24 protein-coding genes are annotated in these 21140 nt (G+C 68.0%); all 24 read right to left on the bottom strand.

The annotated features are described in order from the left end of the window. Window positions 1–26: 26 nt before the first annotated feature. A complete protein-coding gene (locus tag Q0Z83_RS46395) occupies window positions 27–275 on the bottom strand; it encodes a hypothetical protein (RefSeq protein ID WP_317789941.1) in 249 nt (82 codons plus the stop codon). A 12-nt stretch (window positions 276–287) separates the two neighbouring features. Further along, window positions 288–1823 carry a hypothetical protein gene (locus Q0Z83_RS46390; protein ID WP_317789940.1) on the bottom strand — a complete coding sequence of 512 codons (1536 nt, stop codon included), beginning with the start codon at window positions 1821–1823 and terminating at the stop codon, window positions 288–290. Beyond that, on the bottom strand, window positions 1813–3861 hold the full coding sequence (gene flhA / locus Q0Z83_RS46385; protein WP_317789938.1) for a flagellar biosynthesis protein FlhA: 2049 nt from the start codon (window positions 3859–3861) through the stop codon (window positions 1813–1815). The genes Q0Z83_RS46390 and flhA overlap by 11 nt, the downstream gene beginning before the upstream one ends. 170 nt (window positions 3862–4031) lie before the next feature. Beyond that, window positions 4032–5123, bottom strand: coding sequence for an EscU/YscU/HrcU family type III secretion system export apparatus switch protein (locus Q0Z83_RS46380; RefSeq protein WP_317789937.1), 1092 nt, complete (start codon window positions 5121–5123; stop codon window positions 4032–4034). Window positions 5124–5171: 48 nt separating this feature from the next. Beyond that, complete coding sequence (gene fliR, locus Q0Z83_RS46375) at window positions 5172–5936, bottom strand: flagellar biosynthetic protein FliR (protein ID WP_317789936.1); 765 nt, start codon at window positions 5934–5936, stop codon at window positions 5172–5174. Window positions 5937–5940: 4 nt separating this feature from the next. Next, window positions 5941–6699, bottom strand: coding sequence for a flagellar type III secretion system pore protein FliP (fliP, locus tag Q0Z83_RS46370; RefSeq protein WP_317789935.1), 759 nt, complete (start codon window positions 6697–6699; stop codon window positions 5941–5943). A gap of 4 nt (window positions 6700–6703) precedes the next feature. Beyond that, window positions 6704–7126, bottom strand: coding sequence for a flagellar biosynthetic protein FliO (locus tag Q0Z83_RS46365; protein WP_317789934.1), 423 nt, complete (start codon window positions 7124–7126; stop codon window positions 6704–6706). 5 nt (window positions 7127–7131) lie between these two features. Further along, window positions 7132–7884, bottom strand: a complete 753-nt coding sequence (gene fliN, locus Q0Z83_RS46360; protein ID WP_317789933.1) for a flagellar motor switch protein FliN — start codon at window positions 7882–7884, stop codon at window positions 7132–7134. After that, window positions 7881–8831: a flagellar motor switch protein FliM gene (locus Q0Z83_RS46355; RefSeq protein ID WP_317789932.1), complete on the bottom strand. Its 951-nt coding sequence runs from the start codon at window positions 8829–8831 to the stop codon at window positions 7881–7883. Before Q0Z83_RS46355 ends, fliN begins: the two co-directional genes overlap by 4 nt. Before the next feature lie 109 nt (window positions 8832–8940). After that, window positions 8941–9396, bottom strand: coding sequence for a flagellar basal body-associated FliL family protein (locus Q0Z83_RS46350; RefSeq protein ID WP_317789930.1), 456 nt, complete (start codon window positions 9394–9396; stop codon window positions 8941–8943). A gap of 17 nt (window positions 9397–9413) precedes the next feature. Continuing rightward, the gene (locus tag Q0Z83_RS46345) at window positions 9414–10442 is read right to left on the bottom strand and encodes an OmpA/MotB family protein (protein ID WP_317789928.1); all 1029 of its coding nucleotides are present in this window, start codon (window positions 10440–10442) and stop codon (window positions 9414–9416) included. A 5-nt stretch (window positions 10443–10447) separates the two neighbouring features. Next, window positions 10448–11239 carry a flagellar motor protein gene (locus Q0Z83_RS46340; protein ID WP_317789926.1) on the bottom strand — a complete coding sequence of 264 codons (792 nt, stop codon included), beginning with the start codon at window positions 11237–11239 and terminating at the stop codon, window positions 10448–10450. Beyond that, on the bottom strand, window positions 11239–11526 hold the full coding sequence (locus Q0Z83_RS46335; RefSeq protein WP_093619563.1) for a flagellar FlbD family protein: 288 nt from the start codon (window positions 11524–11526) through the stop codon (window positions 11239–11241). Before Q0Z83_RS46335 ends, Q0Z83_RS46340 begins: the two co-directional genes overlap by 1 nt. Window positions 11527–11719: 193 nt before the next feature. Next, window positions 11720–13051, bottom strand: a complete 1332-nt coding sequence (locus Q0Z83_RS46330) for a flagellar hook protein FlgE (protein WP_317789924.1) — start codon at window positions 13049–13051, stop codon at window positions 11720–11722. Between the two features lie 37 nt (window positions 13052–13088). Next, the gene (locus tag Q0Z83_RS46325) at window positions 13089–13517 is read right to left on the bottom strand and encodes a flagellar hook assembly protein FlgD (protein ID WP_317789923.1); all 429 of its coding nucleotides are present in this window, start codon (window positions 13515–13517) and stop codon (window positions 13089–13091) included. A 143-nt stretch (window positions 13518–13660) separates the two neighbouring features. Beyond that, the gene (locus Q0Z83_RS46320; RefSeq protein ID WP_317789922.1) at window positions 13661–14149 is read right to left on the bottom strand and encodes a hypothetical protein; all 489 of its coding nucleotides are present in this window, start codon (window positions 14147–14149) and stop codon (window positions 13661–13663) included. A 7-nt stretch (window positions 14150–14156) separates the two neighbouring features. Further along, a complete protein-coding gene (locus Q0Z83_RS46315) occupies window positions 14157–14519 on the bottom strand; it encodes a response regulator (protein WP_317789921.1) in 363 nt (120 codons plus the stop codon). Next, entirely contained in the window at window positions 14516–15001 is a 486-nt protein-coding gene (locus Q0Z83_RS46310; RefSeq protein ID WP_317789920.1) for a chemotaxis protein CheX, read from the bottom strand. The genes Q0Z83_RS46315 and Q0Z83_RS46310 overlap by 4 nt, the downstream gene beginning before the upstream one ends. Then, window positions 14998–15375 (bottom strand): response regulator, encoded by a 378-nt coding sequence (locus Q0Z83_RS46305; RefSeq protein ID WP_239143795.1) that lies wholly within the window; start codon window positions 15373–15375, stop codon window positions 14998–15000. The genes Q0Z83_RS46310 and Q0Z83_RS46305 overlap by 4 nt, the downstream gene beginning before the upstream one ends. Before the next feature lie 14 nt (window positions 15376–15389). Further along, the gene (locus Q0Z83_RS46300; protein WP_317789918.1) at window positions 15390–16235 is read right to left on the bottom strand and encodes a CheR family methyltransferase; all 846 of its coding nucleotides are present in this window, start codon (window positions 16233–16235) and stop codon (window positions 15390–15392) included. Further along, window positions 16232–17392: a protein-glutamate methylesterase/protein-glutamine glutaminase gene (locus tag Q0Z83_RS46295; protein WP_317789917.1), complete on the bottom strand. Its 1161-nt coding sequence runs from the start codon at window positions 17390–17392 to the stop codon at window positions 16232–16234. Before Q0Z83_RS46295 ends, Q0Z83_RS46300 begins: the two co-directional genes overlap by 4 nt. A gap of 13 nt (window positions 17393–17405) precedes the next feature. Continuing rightward, the gene (locus Q0Z83_RS46290; RefSeq protein ID WP_317789916.1) at window positions 17406–18278 is read right to left on the bottom strand and encodes a hypothetical protein; all 873 of its coding nucleotides are present in this window, start codon (window positions 18276–18278) and stop codon (window positions 17406–17408) included. After that, a complete protein-coding gene (locus Q0Z83_RS46285; protein WP_093619555.1) occupies window positions 18278–18715 on the bottom strand; it encodes a chemotaxis protein CheW in 438 nt (145 codons plus the stop codon). Before Q0Z83_RS46285 ends, Q0Z83_RS46290 begins: the two co-directional genes overlap by 1 nt. A 1-nt stretch (window position 18716) precedes the next feature. Further along, window positions 18717–21074 carry a chemotaxis protein CheA gene (locus Q0Z83_RS46280; protein WP_317789914.1) on the bottom strand — a complete coding sequence of 786 codons (2358 nt, stop codon included), beginning with the start codon at window positions 21072–21074 and terminating at the stop codon, window positions 18717–18719. Window positions 21075–21140 lie beyond the last annotated feature (66 nt).

Raw genomic sequence — 21140 nt, 5'->3', positions numbered from 1 at the left:
CGGCCCCCGTGCGGGGCCGGCGCCGATCAGCTGGTCTTTCCGGGTTCGGGACTCTCGTACGGCTCGGGGGTCATCAGGGTCCCGGGCGGCTCCTCCTCGGCCTTCCGGTAACCGGCGAGGACGAATCGGAGCCCGGCCAGGAGCACCGCGGCGATCGGCACGGCGACCAGGAACCGGATCAGCACCTGGATCAGGTCCACCTCGTCGAGGAGCAGGCGGTACCACGCCGGCGCGCTCATCAACAGCGCGAACAGCAGAACCGACGGCTTGATCATCGGCTGGCGGGGTCAGCGGCGGCCGGACCGGGTCACCCGGCGCGGGACCACCGCCGACGGCATGACCTCGGCCGCGATCCGGGCGCACAGCATGGCCGCCCAGGCGTGCGGGGTGGCCGGCTTGCCGTCCAGCGAGAAGATCGGCACGTCCAGGCCGAGCACCGACGCGGGGTCGGCGGTCAGTTCCACGCTGTGCACCACGAGCGCCTCGACCTCACCGAGACTGCGCAGATGACGGGCCGAGTCGGCGGTCTTGCGGGTGGCGTCGACGACGGCCCAGAGCGCGGTGGCGCCGAGCGCGTCACTCATGTCGTTGACCCAGAACGGGTCGGTCCCGCCGACCGGCGCCTCGATCACCACCACCCACGGATGCTCCGAGCTCTGCAGCTTGTCCGCACGTGACTCGGCCGCACTGCGGCTGGAGATGAGCCGGGACGAGTGCAGCCCGGTGCCGGCCGTCGACGGAGCGGCGAGCAGCAGGTGGGTCTGGTCGACGTGCAGCTGTTCGAGGATCTGCTTGGCGATCGGCACGGCGGTGTGCACCTCGCCGGCCAGCACCAGGATCTCGCCGGGGCCGTCCGGGATGCCGGGTGCGGCCGGGCGGGCGGCGAGGACGCTGAGCACACCGGCATACGTGTCCCCGCCGGTGATCTTGCGGGCCATCGACTCGGGCATACCGACCGTGATCAGGTTGCGCTGCACCGGGTCGAGCTCGCCGGAACGCAGCGCGGCCGGCGCCGCGGGTGCGGCCGGAGTCGGCGTGGCCGGGGCGGGCGAGATCGGCACCGACTCGTCGAGCCCGTACACGTCGGCCGCGGACCGGATCGGCGCGGGCGGCTGAGCGAAGGCGGCACGCGGCGGCGCCGGGGTCGGCTCGACGGTCCGGAACGGCGCCGGGGAGACCGAGCGGGGAGCGGCCGTGGCCGCGCGGATCGGGGTCATGGTCTCGCGGGGCTCCGGGGTCTGGCGTTCCTTGGCGGCGGGCCGCTCGGGGAAGCTGGGCGTGGTGGGCAGGGCGGCGGGCAGCGGCCGGCCGGCGTTGACGGGTGAGCCGGTGGCGGTGGCCGGGCGGAACGGTCGAACCGTCGGCGACTCCTCGCGCGACTCGACCGGCTTGATCGGCTCGGCCGCGCGGGGACGGGACGGCGCCCGGCCCTCACCGAGGTGACCGGCGACGTCGAGGCCGGCCATCAGCTCGGCGAACGCGGCGCCGGTGTCGCCGAGCCCGGCCTGCCGGCCCTCCTGGCGGGTTCGCCGGTCGGGGGTCGCGGGCGGTCTGTCGGTGGTCACCCGGTCGTGCGCCTCGGCCTGCTCGAGCAGGCGCTCGAAGTTGTGTGTGCCGTTGCCGGCGACGGTCTGTTGCGCCATGTCATCACTGTCCTCGGTTGGATCCGGTACCTCGACGGAGAGCTCGTAGTGCTGCTTCGCGAAGAAGCCCCCGATGCCACCACTTCGTACCTTGTCGGCGGAGATGATCCGGACGCTCGAGCCGTACTCGTCACGTACCTGAGCCAGCAGTGGCTCGATGGCCGGTCCCTCAAGCAGCACCCGCGTAGGCACCGTTCACCACCCCTATCGTCTCGATCTGTGCGGTGGAACCAGAGATTTCGCTGTACGACAGCACCTGAACCCGGCGGGAGCCGGCTCGCAGCAGTCGCATCAGTGGCAGCCGCAGCTGTGGTGAGCAGGCCAGGACCGGGTTGAGTCCCTGCTGCTCGGCGGCCTCGGCGAGCCGGCCGGCCTCGCTGACGATCGCCTCGGCGCGCATGCCGTCGATCGCCATGAAGGCGCCGGTGTCGCTGGGTCGCAACGACTCGAGCAGGCCCTGCTCGAGCATCGGGTCGAGAGTGATCACGGTGAGCCGGCCCGCGGTCGCGTACTGGGCGGCGATGGCCGGTCCGAGGGCGCCGCGCGCCGCCTCGACCAGGCCGTCGTGATCCTGGGAGGCCTTGGCACGCAGCGACAGCGCCTCGAAGATCCGGACCAGGTCACGGATCGGCACGCCCTCGTCGAGCAGAGCCTGCAACACCTTCTGCACCTGGCCGAGGCTGAGCAGCGCCGGGGTCAGCTCCTCCACCACCACCGGGTGCGTGCGCTTGACCATCTCGGAGAGGGCGCGGACGTCCTCGCGGCCGAGCAGGCGGCTGGCGTTGGTGCGGACGATCTCGGCCAGGTGCGTGATGATCACCGACGCCCGGTCCACCACCGTCGCGCCGGAGATCTCGGCCTGGTAGTGCAGTTCGGCGGGGACCCACTTGCCGGCGAGCCCGAAGACCGGTTCGACCCCGGCCCGTCCGGGGAGGGCCTGGAGACCCTCGCCGATGGCCAGGACGGTGCCCGGTGGCGCCTGGCCGGAGCCGGCGTCGACACCGGAGATCCGGATCGCGTACGAGGAGAGCGGCAGGTCCAGGTCGTCCCGGGTGCGGACCGGCGGCATGATCACCCCGAGTTCCATGGCCATCTTGCGGCGCAGGGCGCGTACCCGGTCGAGCAGGTCTCCGCTGCTGGCGTCGACCAGGTCGACCAGGTCGGGGGCGAGGGCCAACTCCAGCGGGTCGATCCGCATCTCGCCGAGCAACTGTTCCGGCGAGTCGGGCGAGGGCAGGTCGACCGCCTCGGCTGCGGCGGCGCCCTCGACCGGTTCCGGCGCCGGGTCCTTGACCCGATGGGCGATCAGCAGGACCGTCGCGCCGACCAGCAGGAACGGCAGCGGCGGCAGACCGGGGATGATGCAGAGGGCCATCGCGGCGCCGCCGCCGATCCGCAGCGCCAGCTTGTTCTGGCTGAGCTGGGTGGTGACCGTCTGTCCCATGTCGCCGGAGGTGGCCGAGCGGGTGACGATGAGACCCGTGGCGACCGACAGCAGCAACGCCGGGATCTGCGAGACCAGGCCGTCGCCGATGCTCAGCATGCTGTAGTGGTTCATCGCGTCGACCGGGGCCATGCCGGCCTGGAGGATGCCGACCGCGAAGCCACCGACCAGGTTGATCACCGTGATGATGATGGCCGCGATGGCGTCGCCCTTGACGAACTTGGAACCACCGTCCATGGCGCCGTAGAAGTCGGCCTCCGAGGACACCTCGGCCCGCCGCTTCTTGGCCTCGGCCTCGTCGATCAGACCGGCGTTGAGGTCGGCGTCGATGGCCATCTGCTTACCGGGCATGGCGTCGAGGGTGAAGCGGGCGCCGACCTCGGCGACCCGCTCGGCGCCCTTGGTGACCACGATCATCTGGACGATCACCAGGATCGTGAAGATCACCAGACCGATGACCAGGTTGCCACCGACGACGAAACTGCCGAACGCGTGGATGACCTTGCCGGCATCACCGTCGCGCAGCACCAGGCGTGTCGCACTGATGTTGAGCGCCAGCCGGAATAGGGTCATGACCAGCAGCAACGCGGGGAAGACGGCGAAGTCGAGCGGCTTCTGCACGAACATGGCGATCAGCAGCACGAGCAGGGCGGCCGTGATGTTCACGGCGATCAACATGTCCAGCAGGAAGGTCGGCAGGGGGACGACCATCATGATGATGATGCCGACGACCCCTACGGGTACGGCAAACCTGCCTAGGTTTCGGTTCTTCACGGCACCTTCCGAGCGTGGGCAGTCCGATGGCCATCCGAGCCCAGCCGTCGCCGTCCTGGCGTTGTTCTGTTCGGCGTTCCGTCGCCGTCACTGAGGCCGCTGTGGCACCGCCACGTCTCGATCTTCCCTGCTCTTGCACCCCGTTGTGAGGAAATCTCCGGAATCGGTGGTTATGCCATAGCTGGGGTCGGGTTCGGGTTGCGATGCAAACCGGCCGCCGCACCACGTGCCTTCAGACTCATCACGAACGCCAGCACCTTGGCCACCGCGCCGTAGAACTCCGCCGGGATCTCCTGGCCGATCTCGCAGTCCTTGTTGAGCGCCCGCGCCAGCGGGATGTCCTGCACCATCGGGATCCGGTTCTCGGTGGCGATCTCGCGGATCTTCGCGGCCAGCGGGCCCTTGCCCTTCGCCACCACCCGGGGCGCGCCCTTGGCCGGCTCGTACCGCAGGGCCACCGCGACGTGCACCGGGTTGACCACCACCACGTCCGCGGTCGGCACGTCGGCCATCTGCCGGTTCCGCGCCATGGCGTGCTGCTTGGCCCGGATCTGGGCCTTGACCAGCGGGTCGCCCTCGGTGTTCTTGTGTTCCTGCTTGACCTCCTCCTTGCTCATCCGCAACTGCTTCTTGGTCCGCCGCCGCACCACGAAGTAGTCCGCCGCCGCCATCACGATGCCCGCCGCCGCCGCGGCCCGGATCAGCTGGATCGACGCGTCGCTGACCACCCCGAGCAGCGTGACCAGCGGCAACCGCCCGGCGTCCATCAGCACCGGCACGATGTCCTGCATCGTGAACCAGAGGACCAGCCCCAGCACGATCGTCTTGAACAGCGCCTTGAAGCCCTCCCAGAGCGCCTGCGGGCCGAGCATGCGCTTGAGGCCGCTGAACGGGTTGAGCCTGTTGAACTTGGGAATGAAGAGTTTGGTGGCGACCCGGATACCTCCCTGCGCCGCCGCGGCCACGATGCCGACCGCCATCATGGTCAGCGCCAGCGGCAGCACCGCCCAGGCGGCGCTCATCAGCGCGTCCCGGAAGATCGCCAGCCCCTTGCCGACGTCCGGATCGGCGATGGTGTCCGGGATCTTCTCCATCAGCTCCTGGGCATGCTCCATGGCCTGACGCAGCGTGCGCGGCAGCATGATGCTCGCGGCGAGCATGCCGACCCAGGCGCCGAGGTCCTGGGTCTTGCCGATCTGGCCCTCCTGCTTGGCCTTCTTCAGCTTTTGTTGTGTGGGTTCCTCGGTCTTCTCGCCGGACACGTCTCACCTCCCCGCGCTCGTGGCTCTACCAACGCTCTTCGGCGTGGTTCAGCCGCCGCTGAGCCGGACCACCGCGGTGACCGCCTTCTCGACCAGGGTGTCGAGGGCGCCCGGCAGCATCGCGATGGCGATCCCGGAGAGGGTCACCACCAGGAAGATCTTGATCGGGAAACCGAGCTGGAACGCGTTGAGCGCCGGCGCCACCCGGTTCAGCAGGCCCAGCGCGACGTCGGCCAGGAACAGCACGGCGATCAGCGGCCCGGCGATCTGGACAGCGGCCAGGAACATCTCGCCGACCCCGCGGAGCAGCAGCTTGCTGAGCGTCTCGGTGGAGAACGTGGCGTCCAGCGGCAGTGTACGGAAGCTCTGCAGGAATCCACGAAGGATCATCTGGTGCCCGTCCCCGGCGAAGAGCAGGGTCAGCGCCACCAGGTTGTAGAAGCGGCCGAAGATCGAGGCACTGCTCTGCGAGAACGGGTCGTACGTCGCGGCCAGAGTGAAACCGCTGAACAGGTCGAGCAGGTCGCCGGCGGCCTGGATGGCGGCGAACAGCATCGCGGTGAAGAAGCCGAGCGCCGCACCGACGAACACCTGGAGGGCGGCGCTGAAGATCAGATCCTTGGTCTCCAGCGACGGGACCGTGGTGGTCAGGTACGGCGCCATCGGCAGCGTCAGACCCACCGAGAGCAGCGCCTTGACCTGCCCCGGGATGAGCCGGGAGTTCAGTGGCGGGCACACCATCATCCACGCGCCGGTCCGCACCGCCCCCAGCATGATCGCCAGGAACTGTGCGATGGCTATGTCGAAGTTCATCGTCTCAGTACGAGCCGACCAGTGCCGTGATGATCAGACTCCACCCGTTGACCAGCACGAACAGCAACAGTTTGAACGGCAGTGCGATGGTCACCGGGGGCAGCATCATCATGCCCAGCGACATCAGGGACGCCGACACCACGAGGTCGATGATCAGGAACGGGATGAAGATGACGAACCCGATGATGAACGCGGCCCGCAGCTCGGACAGCACGAACGCCGGGACGAGCGTGGTCAGCGGAACAGCCTGGATGTTGGGCGGGCGCTCCGCCCCGGACACCTTGATCAGCAGCGCCAGCTCGTCCTCGCGGGTCACCTCGTACATGAACTCGCGCAGCGGCTCGACCCCGTCCTTGAACGCCTGCGACTGGGTCTTGTCACCGTTCAGGTAGGGCTGCACACCCTGCTCGTTGATCGCCGACACGGTCGGCCCCATGATGAACAGGCTCAGGAACAGGGCCAGACCGGCGAGCACCTGGTTGGGCGGCATGGTGGTCAGCCCGAGCGCGTTGCGGGTGATGCCGAGGACCATGAAGACCTTGGTGAAACAGGTACAGAGCAGCAGCAGCGCGGGAGCCACCGAGAGCAGGGTCAGGCCGAGGACGATCACCAGCGACGCGGCCGGGCGACTGCCGTCCGGGTTCGTGCCGTTGATCTGGATGTCGATGCTGGGCGGTGTCGGCGCGGGCGCGGCCGAGGCCGCCTCCGGCAGCAGGACCAGGGTCGCCGCCAGGATCAGCAGGGGAAACGCACGCCTCGCCATGGGGTCATCGCCTCGTCGTCCGGTCGCGCAGGAACTCGACGGTCGAGGTCCACGTCTTCGGGGAGAGCAGTGAGCCGTCGAGCCGGCCGCCGAGGCTCCCCGGGTGCCGGCCCGGCAGCTCGGCGGACAGGCCGCCGGGCGCCACCTCCATGTGGTCCCGGTGCTCCTCGGGCTCGGACTCGAAAGCCTCGATGTCCGTCTCGCCGAGCAGACTGACCTGCTGTTCGGTGATCCCGAGCACCAGTGCGCGATCGGCCACCCGCACCACCGCCACCGCCGAGCCACGGCTCAGCTGCTGGCGGTTGAGCACCGCGAGCGTCCCGTCACGACGGCCCGCGTACGGCCGGCGGACGGCCTTGGCGAGCAGCCACATCAGCATCAGGACGACGAGCAGGGCGAAGACGACGCGCACGGTGAGCGAGATCAAGGCGGTTACTCCGAGCCCGGCGAGACGATCTCGGTGATCCGGATGCCGAAGTTCTCATCCACCACGACGACCTCGCCGCGGGCGATGAGCCGGCCGTTCACCAGCAGGTCGGCCGGGCTGCCGGCGGCCCGGTCCAGTTCGACGATCGCACCGGGGTTGAGCGAGAGCAGCTCCCGCACGCTCATCCGGGTCCGGCCCAGCTCGGCCGAGACCTCCATCTCGACGTCGTGCAGCATGTCGAGGCCGCCGCGCCCGCTCGCCATCCGGCTCGGCGCGGCGCGCTGCGAGACGTTCACCGCGCCCTGGTCGTCGCCGGGCCACTGGCTCAACGCGAGGGCGAGCACCGCCCGTACCTCGGTCTCGTCCTGCAGGGGAACCGCGACCGCACCGTCCTTCGCGGCCAGCGCGCTCAGCGCGACCTCCGGCTCCATCAGCTGACCCGGGTCGAGGACCACCGGCCCGAAGACCCGAGCGGCCGCCTCGAGGGCCGGACGCACCGCGGCGGTGAGGTCGAGTTCGCCGAGCGGGCTCTCCCGGAGCGCGTCCGCCAGGTCCTGGCCGACCACGACGAGAACCTCACCGGAGGCCGCGCCGGTGAACCGCGCCGTGATCGCCTGACCTTCGATCACCGTCCCGGCGTCCGGTATGACCGGATCGCCGACCATCAGGGCTCGGCTGGTGGGCAGGACGGCCAGCGCAGCCTCGGCGGCGTTCCGGGCTAGCGCCAGCTGAGGCGCGGTCATGGTGGGCGCTGTCATGGGCGGCCAGACTCCTTGGACGAGCTCTCGTTGGGCGACGGCACGACGAGACACGCCAGCCGGGCGCCCTGGTTACCGGGAACTGCATGAGCGAAGACGATGTCGTGCACGGTCACCTCGAGCGGCCGGCTGGTCGCGTGTCCGAGCGGGACCACGTCGCCGGGGCGCAGATCCACGATGTCATCGGTACGCATCCGGATGGGCTGAAATCGCACTGCTACGTCGATCGGAGCGGCGGAAAGGCCGGCCGTCAGGTTCCGCAGGGCGGTGTCCTTCGCCTGGCGTTCGGCGGCGCTCAACACGATCGCCTCGGTACGCGACAGCACCGGCAGGATCGTGTTGAACGGCAGGCAGAGGGTGGAGATGCACTCCTCGGCGCCGATCTTCGTCTCGAAGGAGGCGACCACCACCGCGTCACCGGGCGCGTGGGCACGCAGGAACTGCGCGTTGTACTCGATCTCCTTGAGCTTCGGCGAGATGTCCACCATGCTCTCGAAGCCGTACCGCAGCTCGCCGAGCATCCGTTCCATCAGGCCGCGCAGCAGCGGCATCTCGACCTCGGTCAGCGGCCGCTCCGGTTGACTGCCGCCGGGGCCGCCGAGCATGTGATCTATCGCGGTCATCACCGCCGACTGGGCGATCTCCAGCAGGACCGTGCCGGGCAGCGGATCCAGCGTGACCACACCGATGATCGTCGGATTGGCGAGCGCGGCGACGTACTCGTCGTAGTTCAGCTGCTCGATGGAGATGAGACTGACGTTGCTGACCGCCCGGAGCCGAGTGGTCAGCAGGGTGCCGCAGCTTCGCGCATAGGACTCGAAGACCATCTGCAAGGTACGGACGTGCTCGCGGGAGAGCTTGATGGGGCGCCGGAAGTCGTACGCGGTCGGGCCTCCGCCTTGGCCGCGACGTGACATCCTGCCGGGGGATCGCTGAGCGGTGGTCACGTCGTCCTCATCGGCTCACTTACCGAACCGCTGAGCCGTGGCGGTGTTTTCATCCAGTTCTCGCGCCGATGGGCGGGTCTCCCGGAGGAGACCCGCCCGAACAGCGGTCTTACTGGGTCACGAAGGACGTGTAGTAGATGTCCATGACCATCTTCTTCTTGTCCTCGGTGTAGGTCTCGACCAGCTTCGCGAGCAGCTCTTCCTTGATCTTCTCGCGGCCCTCGGCGGTGGAGAGCTCCTCCAGCTTGCGACCGGTGTACGCGTCGATCGCCAGCTGGTAGGCCTCGTTCAGGTCGACCGCCTCGGTGCCGGCGTCCTCGGTCTGCTGGAGCGCGAAGCCGAGCTTCAGGTAGTGGCCGTCGGCCAGGTTCACCGTGATGGTGCTCTCGGCCGCGGTGACGACGCCCTTGACCGGCTTCGCCTCGGCCTGGGCCGTGTCGCCGCGGAGCATGAAGAACGCCCCGGCCCCACCGCCGCCCAGGATGACCAGCACGAGGGCGATGACCACCATCAGCATCTTGTTGGACTTCTTCGGCGCTTCGGCCGTTTCCTTCTCGTCAGCCATTACGAACTCCCCTCAGTTCAGTCGTGCGTGGTGGTCTTGGTGGTGGTGTGCTCAGTGGTCGTGCTCGGCGTCGTGGTCTCGGCCGCGGCCTTCTGCTCGGCGTTGTACTCGGCGGTCGTCTGACCGGTGTGCAGCTTGCCGTCCTCGCCGGCCGCCGACGGCAGCAGCGCCGCCTGGTCCGCGGTGAGCTGGGTGAGGACGACGACGTCCACCCGGCGGTTCATCTGGATCGAGCGTGGGTCCTTCGGGTCGATCAGCGGCTTGGTGTCGGAGAAGCCCACCGCGCTGAGCCGCTTCTTCGGCAGACCGTGGTCGGTGAAGAACCGGACCGTGGTCGAGGCTCGCGCCGCGGACAGCTCCCAACCGCTGGGGTAGAACGTGGTGCGCGCCTTCAGCTGGTTCGTGTGACCGTCCACCTCGATGCTGTTCGGCAGACCGGCCAGCGTCGGGGCGATCGCGTTCAGGATCTTCTCGCCACCGGCCTGGAGCTCCGCCCGGTTGCCGGCGAAGACCACCTCGTTGGTCACGATGGTGACGATCAGGCCGCGCTGGTCGATCGTGAACTTCGCGCTGCCGAGCATCTTCTGCGCGGCCAGTGCGTCGGCGATCTTCCGTTCGATGGCCTTCAGGTCCTCGGCCTCCTTGGCGGCTTTCTCCGCGTTGGCCGACGCCTTCTTGCGGTCCTCGGCCTTGATGGCCCGCTCGACCGCCTCCTTCTGCTTCTGGTTCAGGCCCTCGGTGCCCGAGCTGCCGTCACCGGGGTTGGAGCCCGGGTCGATCTGTACCACCTGGGCGTTGTTCGAGGCACCGTCCAGCGGGGCGTAGTTGCCGCTGAACGCCGCGCTCTTGGAGCCGAACCCCTGGGACAGGCCCTGAGCCAACTGCGCGAACTTCTTCTGGTTCACGTCACTCATCGAGAAGAGCACCACGAAGAGAACAAACAGCAGGGTCAGCATGTCTGCGTACGACACGAGCCAGCGCTCGTGGTTGACGTGCTCCTCGTGCTCCTCGTGCTTCTGCTTACGCTTTCCCCCGCCGGAACTCATCTAGGTCAGGCCGCCTTCTTGCTCGAGGCCGCAGCTTCGGCCTTCTTCATCTCGTCGGGCGGGAGCAGACTGCGCAGCTTCTGGGCGACCAGACGCGGGTTCGAGCCGGCCTGGATGGCCAGGACACCGTCGATGACCAGCTCCATCTCCTCGGCCTCGATGGCGCCGAGCCGGTCGAGCCGGGCCGCCATCGGCAGGAAGATGATGTTCGCGCTGAGCACGCCCCAGAGGGTCGCGACGAACGCCGCGGCGATCGAGTGGCCGAGCGTCTCGGGCTTGTCCAGGTTCTCGAGCACGTGGACCAGACCCATGACCGTGCCGATGATGCCGATCGTCGGGGCGTAGCCACCCATGTTCTCGAAGAACTTCTTGCCGGCCTTGTCGGCCTTCTTCTTGGCGGAGACCTCGGCGTGCAGGATGTCGTGCAGCTCGTCCGGGTCGGTGCCGTCGATGGCCAGCTGCAGACCGCGCTTCAGGAACGGGTGCTCGACCGTCTTCACCGCGTCCTCGAGGGCCAGCAGGCCCTCGCGGCGGGCCCGCTCGGCCAGCTTCACGACGTTGTCGAGCAGCTGGGTCGGCGGGGTGACCTTGTTGGTGAAGGCCTTCTTGAGCTGGGTGATGAAGCCGCCGGCGTCCTTCATGATGCCGCCGGCCATGGCGGCACAGAAGGCGCCACCGAAGACCAGGAGCATCGAGGGCAGCAGGATGATGGAGGCGGGTGAGCCGCCCTCCAGGATCTGGACGGTGAAGACGATCGCCAGGCCGGCGACCACACCGATGATGCTAGCGAGGTCCATCAGCGTTCCTTCCGGTGCAGCGGGAGCACCTTGGCGTCGAGGTCGTCATCCGAGGAGGACGAGGAAGTGGTGAGGGCCGAGGGCTCGGGCTCCATGCGGCTCGCCTGGGCGATCAGCGAGGCGCGGTAGTGACGCACCGAGTCGATGAATTCGGGCACGGACTCGGCGATGACGTACTTGGTGCCGTCGACCAGGGTGACGACCGTGTCGGGCGTGCAGTCGACGCGCTCGACCAGGTCCGGGTTCAGCGCGAACACGGCACCGTTGATACGAGTTACGAGGATCAAGTTCCGTCCTTGGGTCGTCCTTGGCTGGTGTAGGCCGTCCGTGGCCCTTCGCCTGTTACTTCGGCCCGATCCCGGTTGCCGATGAGATCGAGGCGGTCGCTATCCGGGTGCGAAGGTGCTCATCCGTCCGGACGTGCAGAACGGCCGGGACGGGCACACGTGTGCCCGTCCCGGCCGCCCGGGTTCAGCTCGTCTAGCGCTTCATGCTGACGAGTTCCTGGAGGATCTCGTCGGAGGTGGTGATGATGCGGCTGTTCGCCTGGAAGCCGCGCTGGGCGACGACCAGGTTGGTGAACTCCTGTGCGAGGTCGACGTTGGACATCTCCAGCGCACCGGAGATGACCTGACCCATGCCGGCACTGCCGGGTTCGCCGACCTGGGCGTACCCGGAGTTGACGGTGGTCCGGAACAGCGAGTTGCCGACCTTCTCCAGGCCCGCGACGTTCTTGAAGGTCGCCATCGCGACCTGGCCCAGCGTTTGCTTCAGACCGTTGCTGTAGACGCCGATGATCTCACCACTGTCGGACACGGTGTAGGAGAGCGAGGTGAGGGCGCCGGCCGTCTGGCCGTCGACGTTGAAGACCCGTGCGTCGGTGAGACCCGAGTACATGGTCAGGTCAGCCATATTGATCTTGAGACCGGGATCGGTCGGAGTGGTGGCTCGGAACGTCATGTTCCCGTCCGAGTCCAGGTTGCCGTCGGTGGGGTTGTCGCTCACCTCGACGACCGGCCGGCCGGTGGACATGTCGAGGAGCTTCGTGCCCGTCAGAGTGCCGTCCGGGTTGGCGACCCGGACATTGTTGGCCGGAACCTCGGCGTCGTAGACCTCATAGAGATCGACGTTGAAGATGGTGTCCTTGGGCTGCGCCCGGGTCGGGTCGACGTCCCGGGAGAGCACGGCGGTGATCGTCCGCGTGGCGCCCTTGTCGTCGAAGATCTTGACCGGGATCGTGACGACGTCGCTGGTGGCCAGCTCGTTCGTCGGATAGTCGCTGGTCAGATTGCCCTTGAGGGTGATCGTCGAGGTCTGCTTGGGCGGGATGGTCGCACCGAGCGGCATCCGGATGTCACTCGGCTGGACACCGGAGTTGACCACACCCTTGGAGTCCGCGGTCCAGCCCTGGACCGGCTCACCGGTCGCGGTGGCGAGCACGCCGTTGGCGTCGAAGAAGAACGAGCCGGCCCGGGTGTAGAGGTTCTCGTTGCCGCTGCGGGTGATGAAGAAGCCGTCACCCTGGATCATCATGTCGCCGGACTTGCCGGTGGTCTGCGCCGAGCCCTGGCTGAAGTTCGCGGTGACGCCGGCCACCCGCACACCGAGGCCGATCTGCGCCGGGTTGGTGCCGGCCATGCCGTCCTGGGGAGAGCCGCCCGCGCCCATCATCTGGCTCAGGGTGTCGTTGAACTGCACCTGCGACGACTTGTAGCCGGTGGTGTTGACGTTCGCGATGTTGTTTCCCGTGACGTCGATCATCCGCTGGTGAGCGTTGAGTCCGCTGATGCCGGAATAGAGAGAACGCAGCATTAAGTAAGGTCCTTACGCTTGTGGAGGGAGACGGATTTCAGGCGGTCTTGGTGTCGGTGACTTCCGTGACCTTGGACAGCTGCACATCCGTGTTCCCGACCTTGAGCGTCGGTTCGCTGTCTCCATTTAGCTTTGCTGCACTGATGACGCCGGTCTGCATCGCACCGGTGTCGTCCATGTACGTGACCGTCTTGCCGACCAGGGAGCTGGCGCCGATCATGCGCTGCGACTGCAGCATGCCGATCATGTCCTCCAGCTTCTCGACCTGCGTGAACTGGGCGGTCTGCGCCAGGAACGCGGTCGAGTCGGCGGGTTTGGTGGGGTCCTGGTATTTCAGCTGAGCGACCAGGAGCTTCATGAAGGTGTCCTTGTCACCGAGCGATTTACTTTTCGCTTCGGCGGCCTTGGCCGCAGCCACGGCCTTGGACGGATCGGCTCCGGTGGGTCCGGACATCGGTGAGGTCATCGACTTCTCCTGTCCCGTAGCAGGCTCAACCTAAGCTTCGGCCCGCCCCCCGATTTGCTTAGACAGAAATTTGCGGGCCCGCCGGATGGCGGGCCCGCAACGGGAGATCTTCAATTTTGTACGCCTTCGGCGGATCCGTAGGGTCAGGGTGCGAGGGACAGGCTGAGCTTGCCCTTGCCGTACCGGTTGACCTCGACCGACAGGTCGAGACGCCGGCCCAGGGCGAGCAGGACGGCGCGCGCGTCGGCCGGCAGCTCCTGGTTCGGGTAGATGACCTGGTAGAGCTTCACGTGCGGAGCCCCCTCCTTGTTGAGGAGGCTGGTGAACACGTTGCACAGCTCGAAGACGTTCTCCGCCAGGTTCGGGAAGAGCTGCTTCTCGTCGATGCTGTCCTCGGCGGCGCCGGCCGGCAGCAGACCGAGCGCGGCACCCGCGTTGGCGGCGAGGCTGAGCGTCATGCCCATCACCGCGTAGATCTTCTGACCGCTGTCGGTGAAGATCGCGGAGGTGGTGAGAGGTACCTCGGGCGCGCTGATCGGGTCGCCGGGGCTGACCGTCACCTCTCGCCCGAGGAGGTCCTCGAAAAGGTTGCGTACGGCTAGAGAGCCGGGAAGAACCGAGACGTCTGACATGTCTTAATCATCCCAAAATAGGAGCGAACACTTCGTCGAATCGCTCAGCGGTGAAGGGTTTGACGATGAAGAACGCCGCACCGGCGCCTTCGGCGGCCGACTTCATCTCCGGAGTGCACTCCGAGGTCACGAAGCCGAACTTGACGTTGTTGCCGGCGGCACGAAGCTGTCGGAGCACCTCGATACCCGTGAGGTGCGGCATGTTCCAGTCCGAGATGACCAGGTCGGGCTTCTGCTCGGTGGCCATGTCGAGGGCTTCCTTGCCATCGGCGGCCTCTACCAGGTCGTGATCCCCGAACCCGGCCTGTCGCAGGGTCCGGACGACGATCTGCCGCATCACCCGGCTGTCATCGGCGATGAGGATCTTCATGCACCCTCCTCCTTGTTGTCGGTGCTGCTCTGCCACATCGAAATGGACACCGGTTCGCCCTCCCACATCCCGTACACGCCGCTGATGCGCTCGGTGTTCGGGAATCGCGCCGAAGCCTCCGGCGCGAGTACCACCTGTGGGAGCGACAACTGCGCCCCCGGCGGCAACATCGCTTTGACGTTGCCACCGACGATGTTGGCCAGTTCGCCGAGCGTGTCGGAGATGTCCTCCTCACTCACTTCCTCAAGCTCCATGGCGAGGAAGGCGGCCGCGGCGCGCTGGGCGGCGGCTCGGGAGGACGCGTACACGACATGCCCGGACCAGGACCCGGTGATCGAGACCGAGGAGTGCACCTCGGACGGCTGGTTTTCGTCGTACGTGGGGATCAGCGGACTGACACCCTCGGGGTCCAGATATGACTCCCATACCTGTTCCACCATCTCGGCGAGGTCACTCTCGTCGACCTCGACTTCGACACTCATGAGTTCGCTCCGGTCGGGACGAGGCCCAGCAGGGCCAGCTTTTCGATCATCGCGCCTTCGGTGAAGGGCTTGATCACGTATTCGTGGGCGCCCGCGGCGAGCGCTCGTACGATCTGGCTCTGTTCGCTCTCGGTGGTGACCATCACGAGCGTCATCTCCCGCAGTCTCGGGTCGGCCCGGACCTTGGTGACGAATTCGAGCCCGTTCATGTTGGGCATGTTCCAGTCGATGAGGGCCAGCTCCGGCACCTCGGTCATATCGGCCAGCAGGTCCATCGCCTCCTTGCCGTCCCCGGCCTCCACCGCCTCGAAGTTGAGCTTCGTGACGATGCGCTTGAGGATCATGCGCATCGCGCGCGAGTCGTCGATCACCATGGCACGCATCGGCGTCATCCCCTTCTCGCGGCACCGGCGGGCGCCGCTGTACGAGACCGGTAGGCAGAGGTGCGCCCGGCGGCCACCCGTTCGTAGTTGTCGTCGATCCCGATCGTGGTCTCGGCAGCGCCGAGGAAGAGCAGCCCGTCCGGGCGCAGGATCTTGGCGGCGTTCTGCAGCACCTGGCGTTTGGTGGCGACGTCGAAGTAGATGAGGACGTTCCGCAGGAAGATCACGTCGAACGGCTGCATGGGTGGGAACGGCGCGGTCAGGCTCATGTGCTTGAACGACACGTTCTTGCGCAGTGCCGGAATGATCCGCCAATGCGCGCCCGCCCGCTCGAAATACTGCACGAGCTGGGTGGCGGCCAGGCCCCGGTTCACCTCGACCTGGCTGTACTCGGCCTTCTGCGCCCGGTCCACCATCGCGGTGGAGATGTCGGTGCCGAGGATCTCGTATGTCCATCCGGCCGGCAGGGTCTCCTGCAACGTGATCGCCAGGCTGTACGCCTCCTGCCCGCTGGAACTGGCCGCGGACCAGAAGCGCAGCTTGCGCACGGTGGCCCGGGACTTGATCAGCTCCGGCAGGACCACGTCGGTGAGCGCGGCGAACGGCTCACGGTCCCGGAAGAACGAGGTCTCGTTGGTGGTGAGCGCGTCGATGATCTTCCGCTGGTGCGCCGGATTGGGGCGCTTCTGGAGGTCACCGATGAACTCGTTGACGTTCGGCGCCCCGACCGCCCGGGCGACCGGGATGAGCCGCGCCTCGACCAGGTACTCCTTGCCGGGCGCAAGGACGATGGACGCCTCCTTGCGGACCAGGTTGGAGACGAAGGCGAACTCAGCTTGGGAAAGGGTCATCGGGCCACCGCCGGCGACCGGCCCACCCGGACACGGTTGAGCAGGGCCCCCGCGATCCGGTCCAACGGCAGCACCTCGTCGGCCAGGCCGGCCGCCACCACGGCGCCGGGCATGCCCCAGACCACCGAGGTCGCCTCATCCTGTGCCAGAACCTCGGCGCCCGAGTCTCGTAGCACTTTCGCACCACCCCGTCCGTCTTGTCCCATTCCTGTGAGAATCGTGGCGAAGCACGACCCGCCGTACAGAGCGGCCACCGACCGGAACATCACGTCCACCGCCGGCCGGCACGAGTTCTCCTGCGGACCGTTGTTGAGCTGGGTCATCGTGGTCGTGCCGCGGCGTTGGAAGACCAGATGCCGATCACCCGGGGCGATGTAGACGGTGCCGGCGGTCAGCTCCATGCCCTCGCCGGCCTCCACCACCTTCAGCGGGGTACTCCGGTCCAGCCGCTCGGCGAACATCTTGGTGAACACCGGTGGCATGTGCTGAGTGATCACGATCGGGACGGGCAGGTCGGCCGGCAGACCGAGCAGCACCTTGGTGAGCGCGTCCGGACCACCCGTGGACGAGCCGATCGCCAGGATGTCGATCTTCCCGCCGGGGCTGCGCTTGACCGCCGGGCGCGCCGGGGCCGCCGGACCGGCACCGGGACGCGCCGGGGCTCCGGGCGGGGAGCCCGGCCGCAGCGGCGCGGGGCCGGTGGGACGCAATCCGGCCGGCGCCGGGCCGCGGCTGGGCGGTCCGGCAGGCGGACGGCGACGCCCGCCGAGAGCCTGGATCTTCGGTACGAGTTGCTCGCGCACCGCCATCATCGACTCCTGCACGGAGCCGACGTTGCTCGGCTTGGTCACGTAGTCGGTGGCGCCCGCGGACAGCGCTTCGAGCGTGGCGGTGGCGCCCGCGGCCGAGAGCGTGCTGAACATGATCACCGGAGTGTTGTGCCGCTTGCGCAGCTCGCGGACCGCCTCGATGCCGTCCATCTGCGGCATCTCGATGTCCATCGTGATCACGTCGGGTTTCAGTTGATCGATCTTCGCCTGTGCGAGCAGACCGTTCGCAGCGGTGCCGACGACCTGGATGCCCGGCGCTTCGCCGAGAGCATCGACGATCAGCCGACGTACCACCACGGAATCGTCGACGACGAGAACCGAGATCATTCGACCACTCCCTTCAACCGAGCCAGGCCGGGCCGAGCGCCGCGACCACCGGAGCGAGCAACCGGTGTGCCGTGGCGGTGTCCAGCAAATCGCGCACCACCAGCGCCTGAACGGCACCGCTGAGCATGTTCCAGACCCCTCCGGCACGATCTGCCAGCGGAATCCCGGCCGTATCCACCGCCTGCACCAACAGCATCTGCGCTGCAGCCGCGGTACGGACCCGATCGGAGAGGTACGCCGCCCAGGACGCCGAATGCACGGCGGGCGACCAGCCGGCGGTGTTGCGCCGGGCGTCGTCGGCTGCGGAGGAGACCCGTTGCCGGTCCTCCGGCCGCAGTGTTCGTAGCCGGTCGAGCAGGGCCGACACCGTGTAGTGGTGCGGCCCCATGTCGATCGGCGGACCGCCCGGCAGCTTGCGCATCGCCGAGACCCACCCGGCACCGAGCCGGCGGCGGGTCTCGTCGTCGAGCACCTCACGCAGATAGCTGGCGACCGCGGCGTCACAGAGCAGGGCCGTGGCCGCGGCCGCGTCCTCACTCTGTCGTGCGTCCCGGCCGGTGCCCTCCCACGTCCACGACATCACGTCGTAGCGCAGGCAGGTCAGCAGCGCGTCCACCGATCCGATCGGCGCGCGTTCGACCAAGGCGAGGTTTCCGGCCGGGTCGTCTTTCGACATCCCCTTGAGAGTGGGCATCCGCCGCGCCGCGGACTCCACCTCCACCCAGAGCGGCCCGCGGACGTTCTCGTCGGGCAGCCGCTCGGCGAGTACCGGCAGATCTCCGCTCTGCAGACGCAGGGCGCGCAGCATCACCTCGGCCGCGGCCGACCCGCCCTCCAGGCGGGTCAGGTCGAAGCCCAGCACGGGGGCGCTGACCAGGCTGTACATCAGTTGGTGGCGCGGTAGGTATCGACGGCCTGGTTGACGTCGAGAGCCAGCATCAACCGCCCGTCCAGCTTGAACGTGCCCACCACCAGCTCCCTCGTGGGACCGCTCAGCGTGTCCGGTGGGGGCTCGAAAGTCTCGTCGTCGAGATCGACCACCTCGCCGATCTTGTCCACCAGCAGCGAAACCGGTTCCCCGTCACCACGCAGGATGACGTTCATGACCGGCCCCTGGAGCGCCTGCCGGGCCAGGCCCAGCTGCACCCGCAGGTCCACTGCGGCGATGACCTGACCGCGGAGGTTGAACAGACCGCCGACCGCGGGCGGTGCCAGCGGCACCGGGGTGTACTCGTTGTAGGAGAGCACCTCCTGCACCGTATGCACCTCGACCCCGAAGAGCTGGCCGTCCACCTCGAAGGTGGCGAACTGACGACTCGCCATGTCAGGCCTCCACCAGCATGTCGTCCATCGAATCGCTGTAGAAGTTCGGGTCGGCGGCGAGGATGGCCCGGCGCACGTCGAGCAGCTCGGTCACCCTCTGCTGGATCACAGCGGTGCCGACCAGGCCGTCCTCCTCCGCGTCGCGGCGTGCGGTGGTCGAGTTCTCGGCGATGTCCACGATCCGGTCCACGACCAGGGCCACGCTCTTGCCGCCCTCGCTGTAGACGACCACCGACACGGTGTCGCCCTCCAGCTCCTCGCCGTACGCCCCGAGCAGGTGCGATAGACGAACCAGGGGCAGGATCTGGCCGCGGTACTGGACCACCTCGCGGGAGCCGGCGTGCTCGATCCGGTCGCGCGGGAACTCCTCCAGTCGCGTGACCGTGTCCAGCGGGATCGCCACTCGGCGCTCGCCGACCGCGGTGACCAGCAGACGCTCGGTACCGCCGCCCTGCTGACCGCGCTTGTCGGCGACCGTCTCGCGTTCCGAGTCGACGGCCAGGTGCGACCGGCGGGCCAGCGAGGACACGTCCAGGATCAGACCCACCTTGCCGTCGCCCAGGATGGTGGCTCCGGCGTACAACCCGATGTCCTTGAATCTGGTGTTGAGGGCCTTGACGACGACCTCTTCGGTGTTCAGCACCCGGTCGACGACCAGGCCGAACCGCCGGCCGTCGGCCTGCAGCACCATGATGTAGACGCCCTGGTCACCGCCGACTTCAAGACCGAGAGCACGATCCAGCCGTACGAGTGGGAGCAGCTTGCCGCGCAGCCGGTAGACCGGGGCGCCGGAGGCGTACTCGACCTTGGTGGTGTTGCCGTCGATGAAGACCAGTTCCAGCACCGCGACCTGCGGGACGACGTAGCGCTGGTCGGCGCAGTCGACGGTGAGGGCCTGGATGATCGCCAGAGTCAGCGGGATGGTGAGGCGCCAGACGGTGCCCTCGCCGGGTGTCGAGTCGACGCTGACCGCGCCGCCGATGTTCTCGATGTTGGTCTTGACCACGTCCATGCCGACGCCGCGGCCGGAGACGTTGGTGACCTTCGCGGCGGTGGAGAAGCCGGGCTGGAAGACCATCGCCATGATGTCGCGCTTGTCCATGTTCGGGATCTGCTCCGGCCGGAGCAGCCCGTTCTCCACGGCCTTCTGCGCGATCCGCTCGACGTTCAGGCCGGCACCGTTGTCGGCGACCTCGACCGCGACGTGCCCACCCTCGTGGTACGCGCGGAGCGTGAGTGTGCCCTCCGGGTCCTTGCCGGAGGCGATCCGCCGCTCCGGCTCCTCGATACCGTGGTCGACCGCGTTACGCACCAGGTGGGTCAGCGGGTCCTTGACCGCCTCCAGCAGGCTCCGGTCGAGCTCGGTCTCCTTGCCCTCCATCACCAGCGCGACCTGCTTGCCGAGCGAGTTGCTCAGGTCCCGGACGACTCGGGGAAGCTTGGACCAGATGTGCTCGATGGGCTGCATGCGGGTCTTCATGATGCCCTCTTGCAGCTCACTGGTGATCATGCCGAGCCGCTGGGCGCTGCGCACCAGACCGGAGTCACCGATCTCCATCACGCCACGGACCAGCTGGTTCCGGGCCAGCACCAGCTCACCGACCATGTTCATCAGGGTGTCGAGCAGGTCGACGTCGACCCGGATCGCACTGTCGGCGATGCTTCGCTTCGGGGCCTGCGACTGGAGCGCCTCGCTGACCGCGGTGGGCGCCGCCTTGCCTTCCTCGAGCAGGATCGTGCCGAGTTTGCGCTCGTCACCCTCGATCTGCTGCTGGAGCGCCGAGGCGACGTCGGCGGCCTGGGCCGCGCCGGCGTCGACCAGCATCTGACCGAGCGGCTGGCGCTGGTCGGAGACCGGCTCGGGGGCCGGGCGGGCGGCCGGAGCCTCCTGCTCGACGCTCACCGGGGCCTCCGCCTCGGCGGCCGGTGCGGCGTCGGCGGTGGGGGCGGCCGCGGCCGGAGCGGCGTCCGTCGGCGCGTCCATCTGCGCCTTGATCCGGACGATCATGCTCTCGATGTCGACCTCGGCCTCGGACCCGTTCTCCTCGATCGAGGAGAGGATGGACCGGACGCCGTCGATGCAGAGCAGCAGAACGGTGATCGTCTCCGGAGTGACCGGCTGGACGCCGTCGCGGAGCCGGGACAGCAGGGACTCGCCGGCGTGCGCCAGCTTCTCCAGGCGGGAGAAGGCCAGGAACCCACTGGTGCCCTTGATCGTGTGGATCGCCCGGAAGATGCGGGAGATCAGGTCACGCGAATCCGGCTCCTGTTCCAGGCTGACGAGGTCCCGGTCGATCTGGTCCAGGTTCTCGTGGCTCTCCATGAGGAATTCGCCAACGATCTCGCCAAGGTCTTCCACGACTTGCTACCTCCTGCTCGGCTTCACTGCCCTCATCGACCCCTCGGGGCACCAACTGAGAAGATC

This window comes from Actinoplanes sichuanensis (assembly GCF_033097365.1).
GTDB lineage: Bacteria > Actinomycetota > Actinomycetes > Mycobacteriales > Micromonosporaceae > Actinoplanes > Actinoplanes sichuanensis.
Note: the sequence above shows the minus strand (reverse complement) of the source record. Positions and strands in the feature narration are given on the sequence as shown.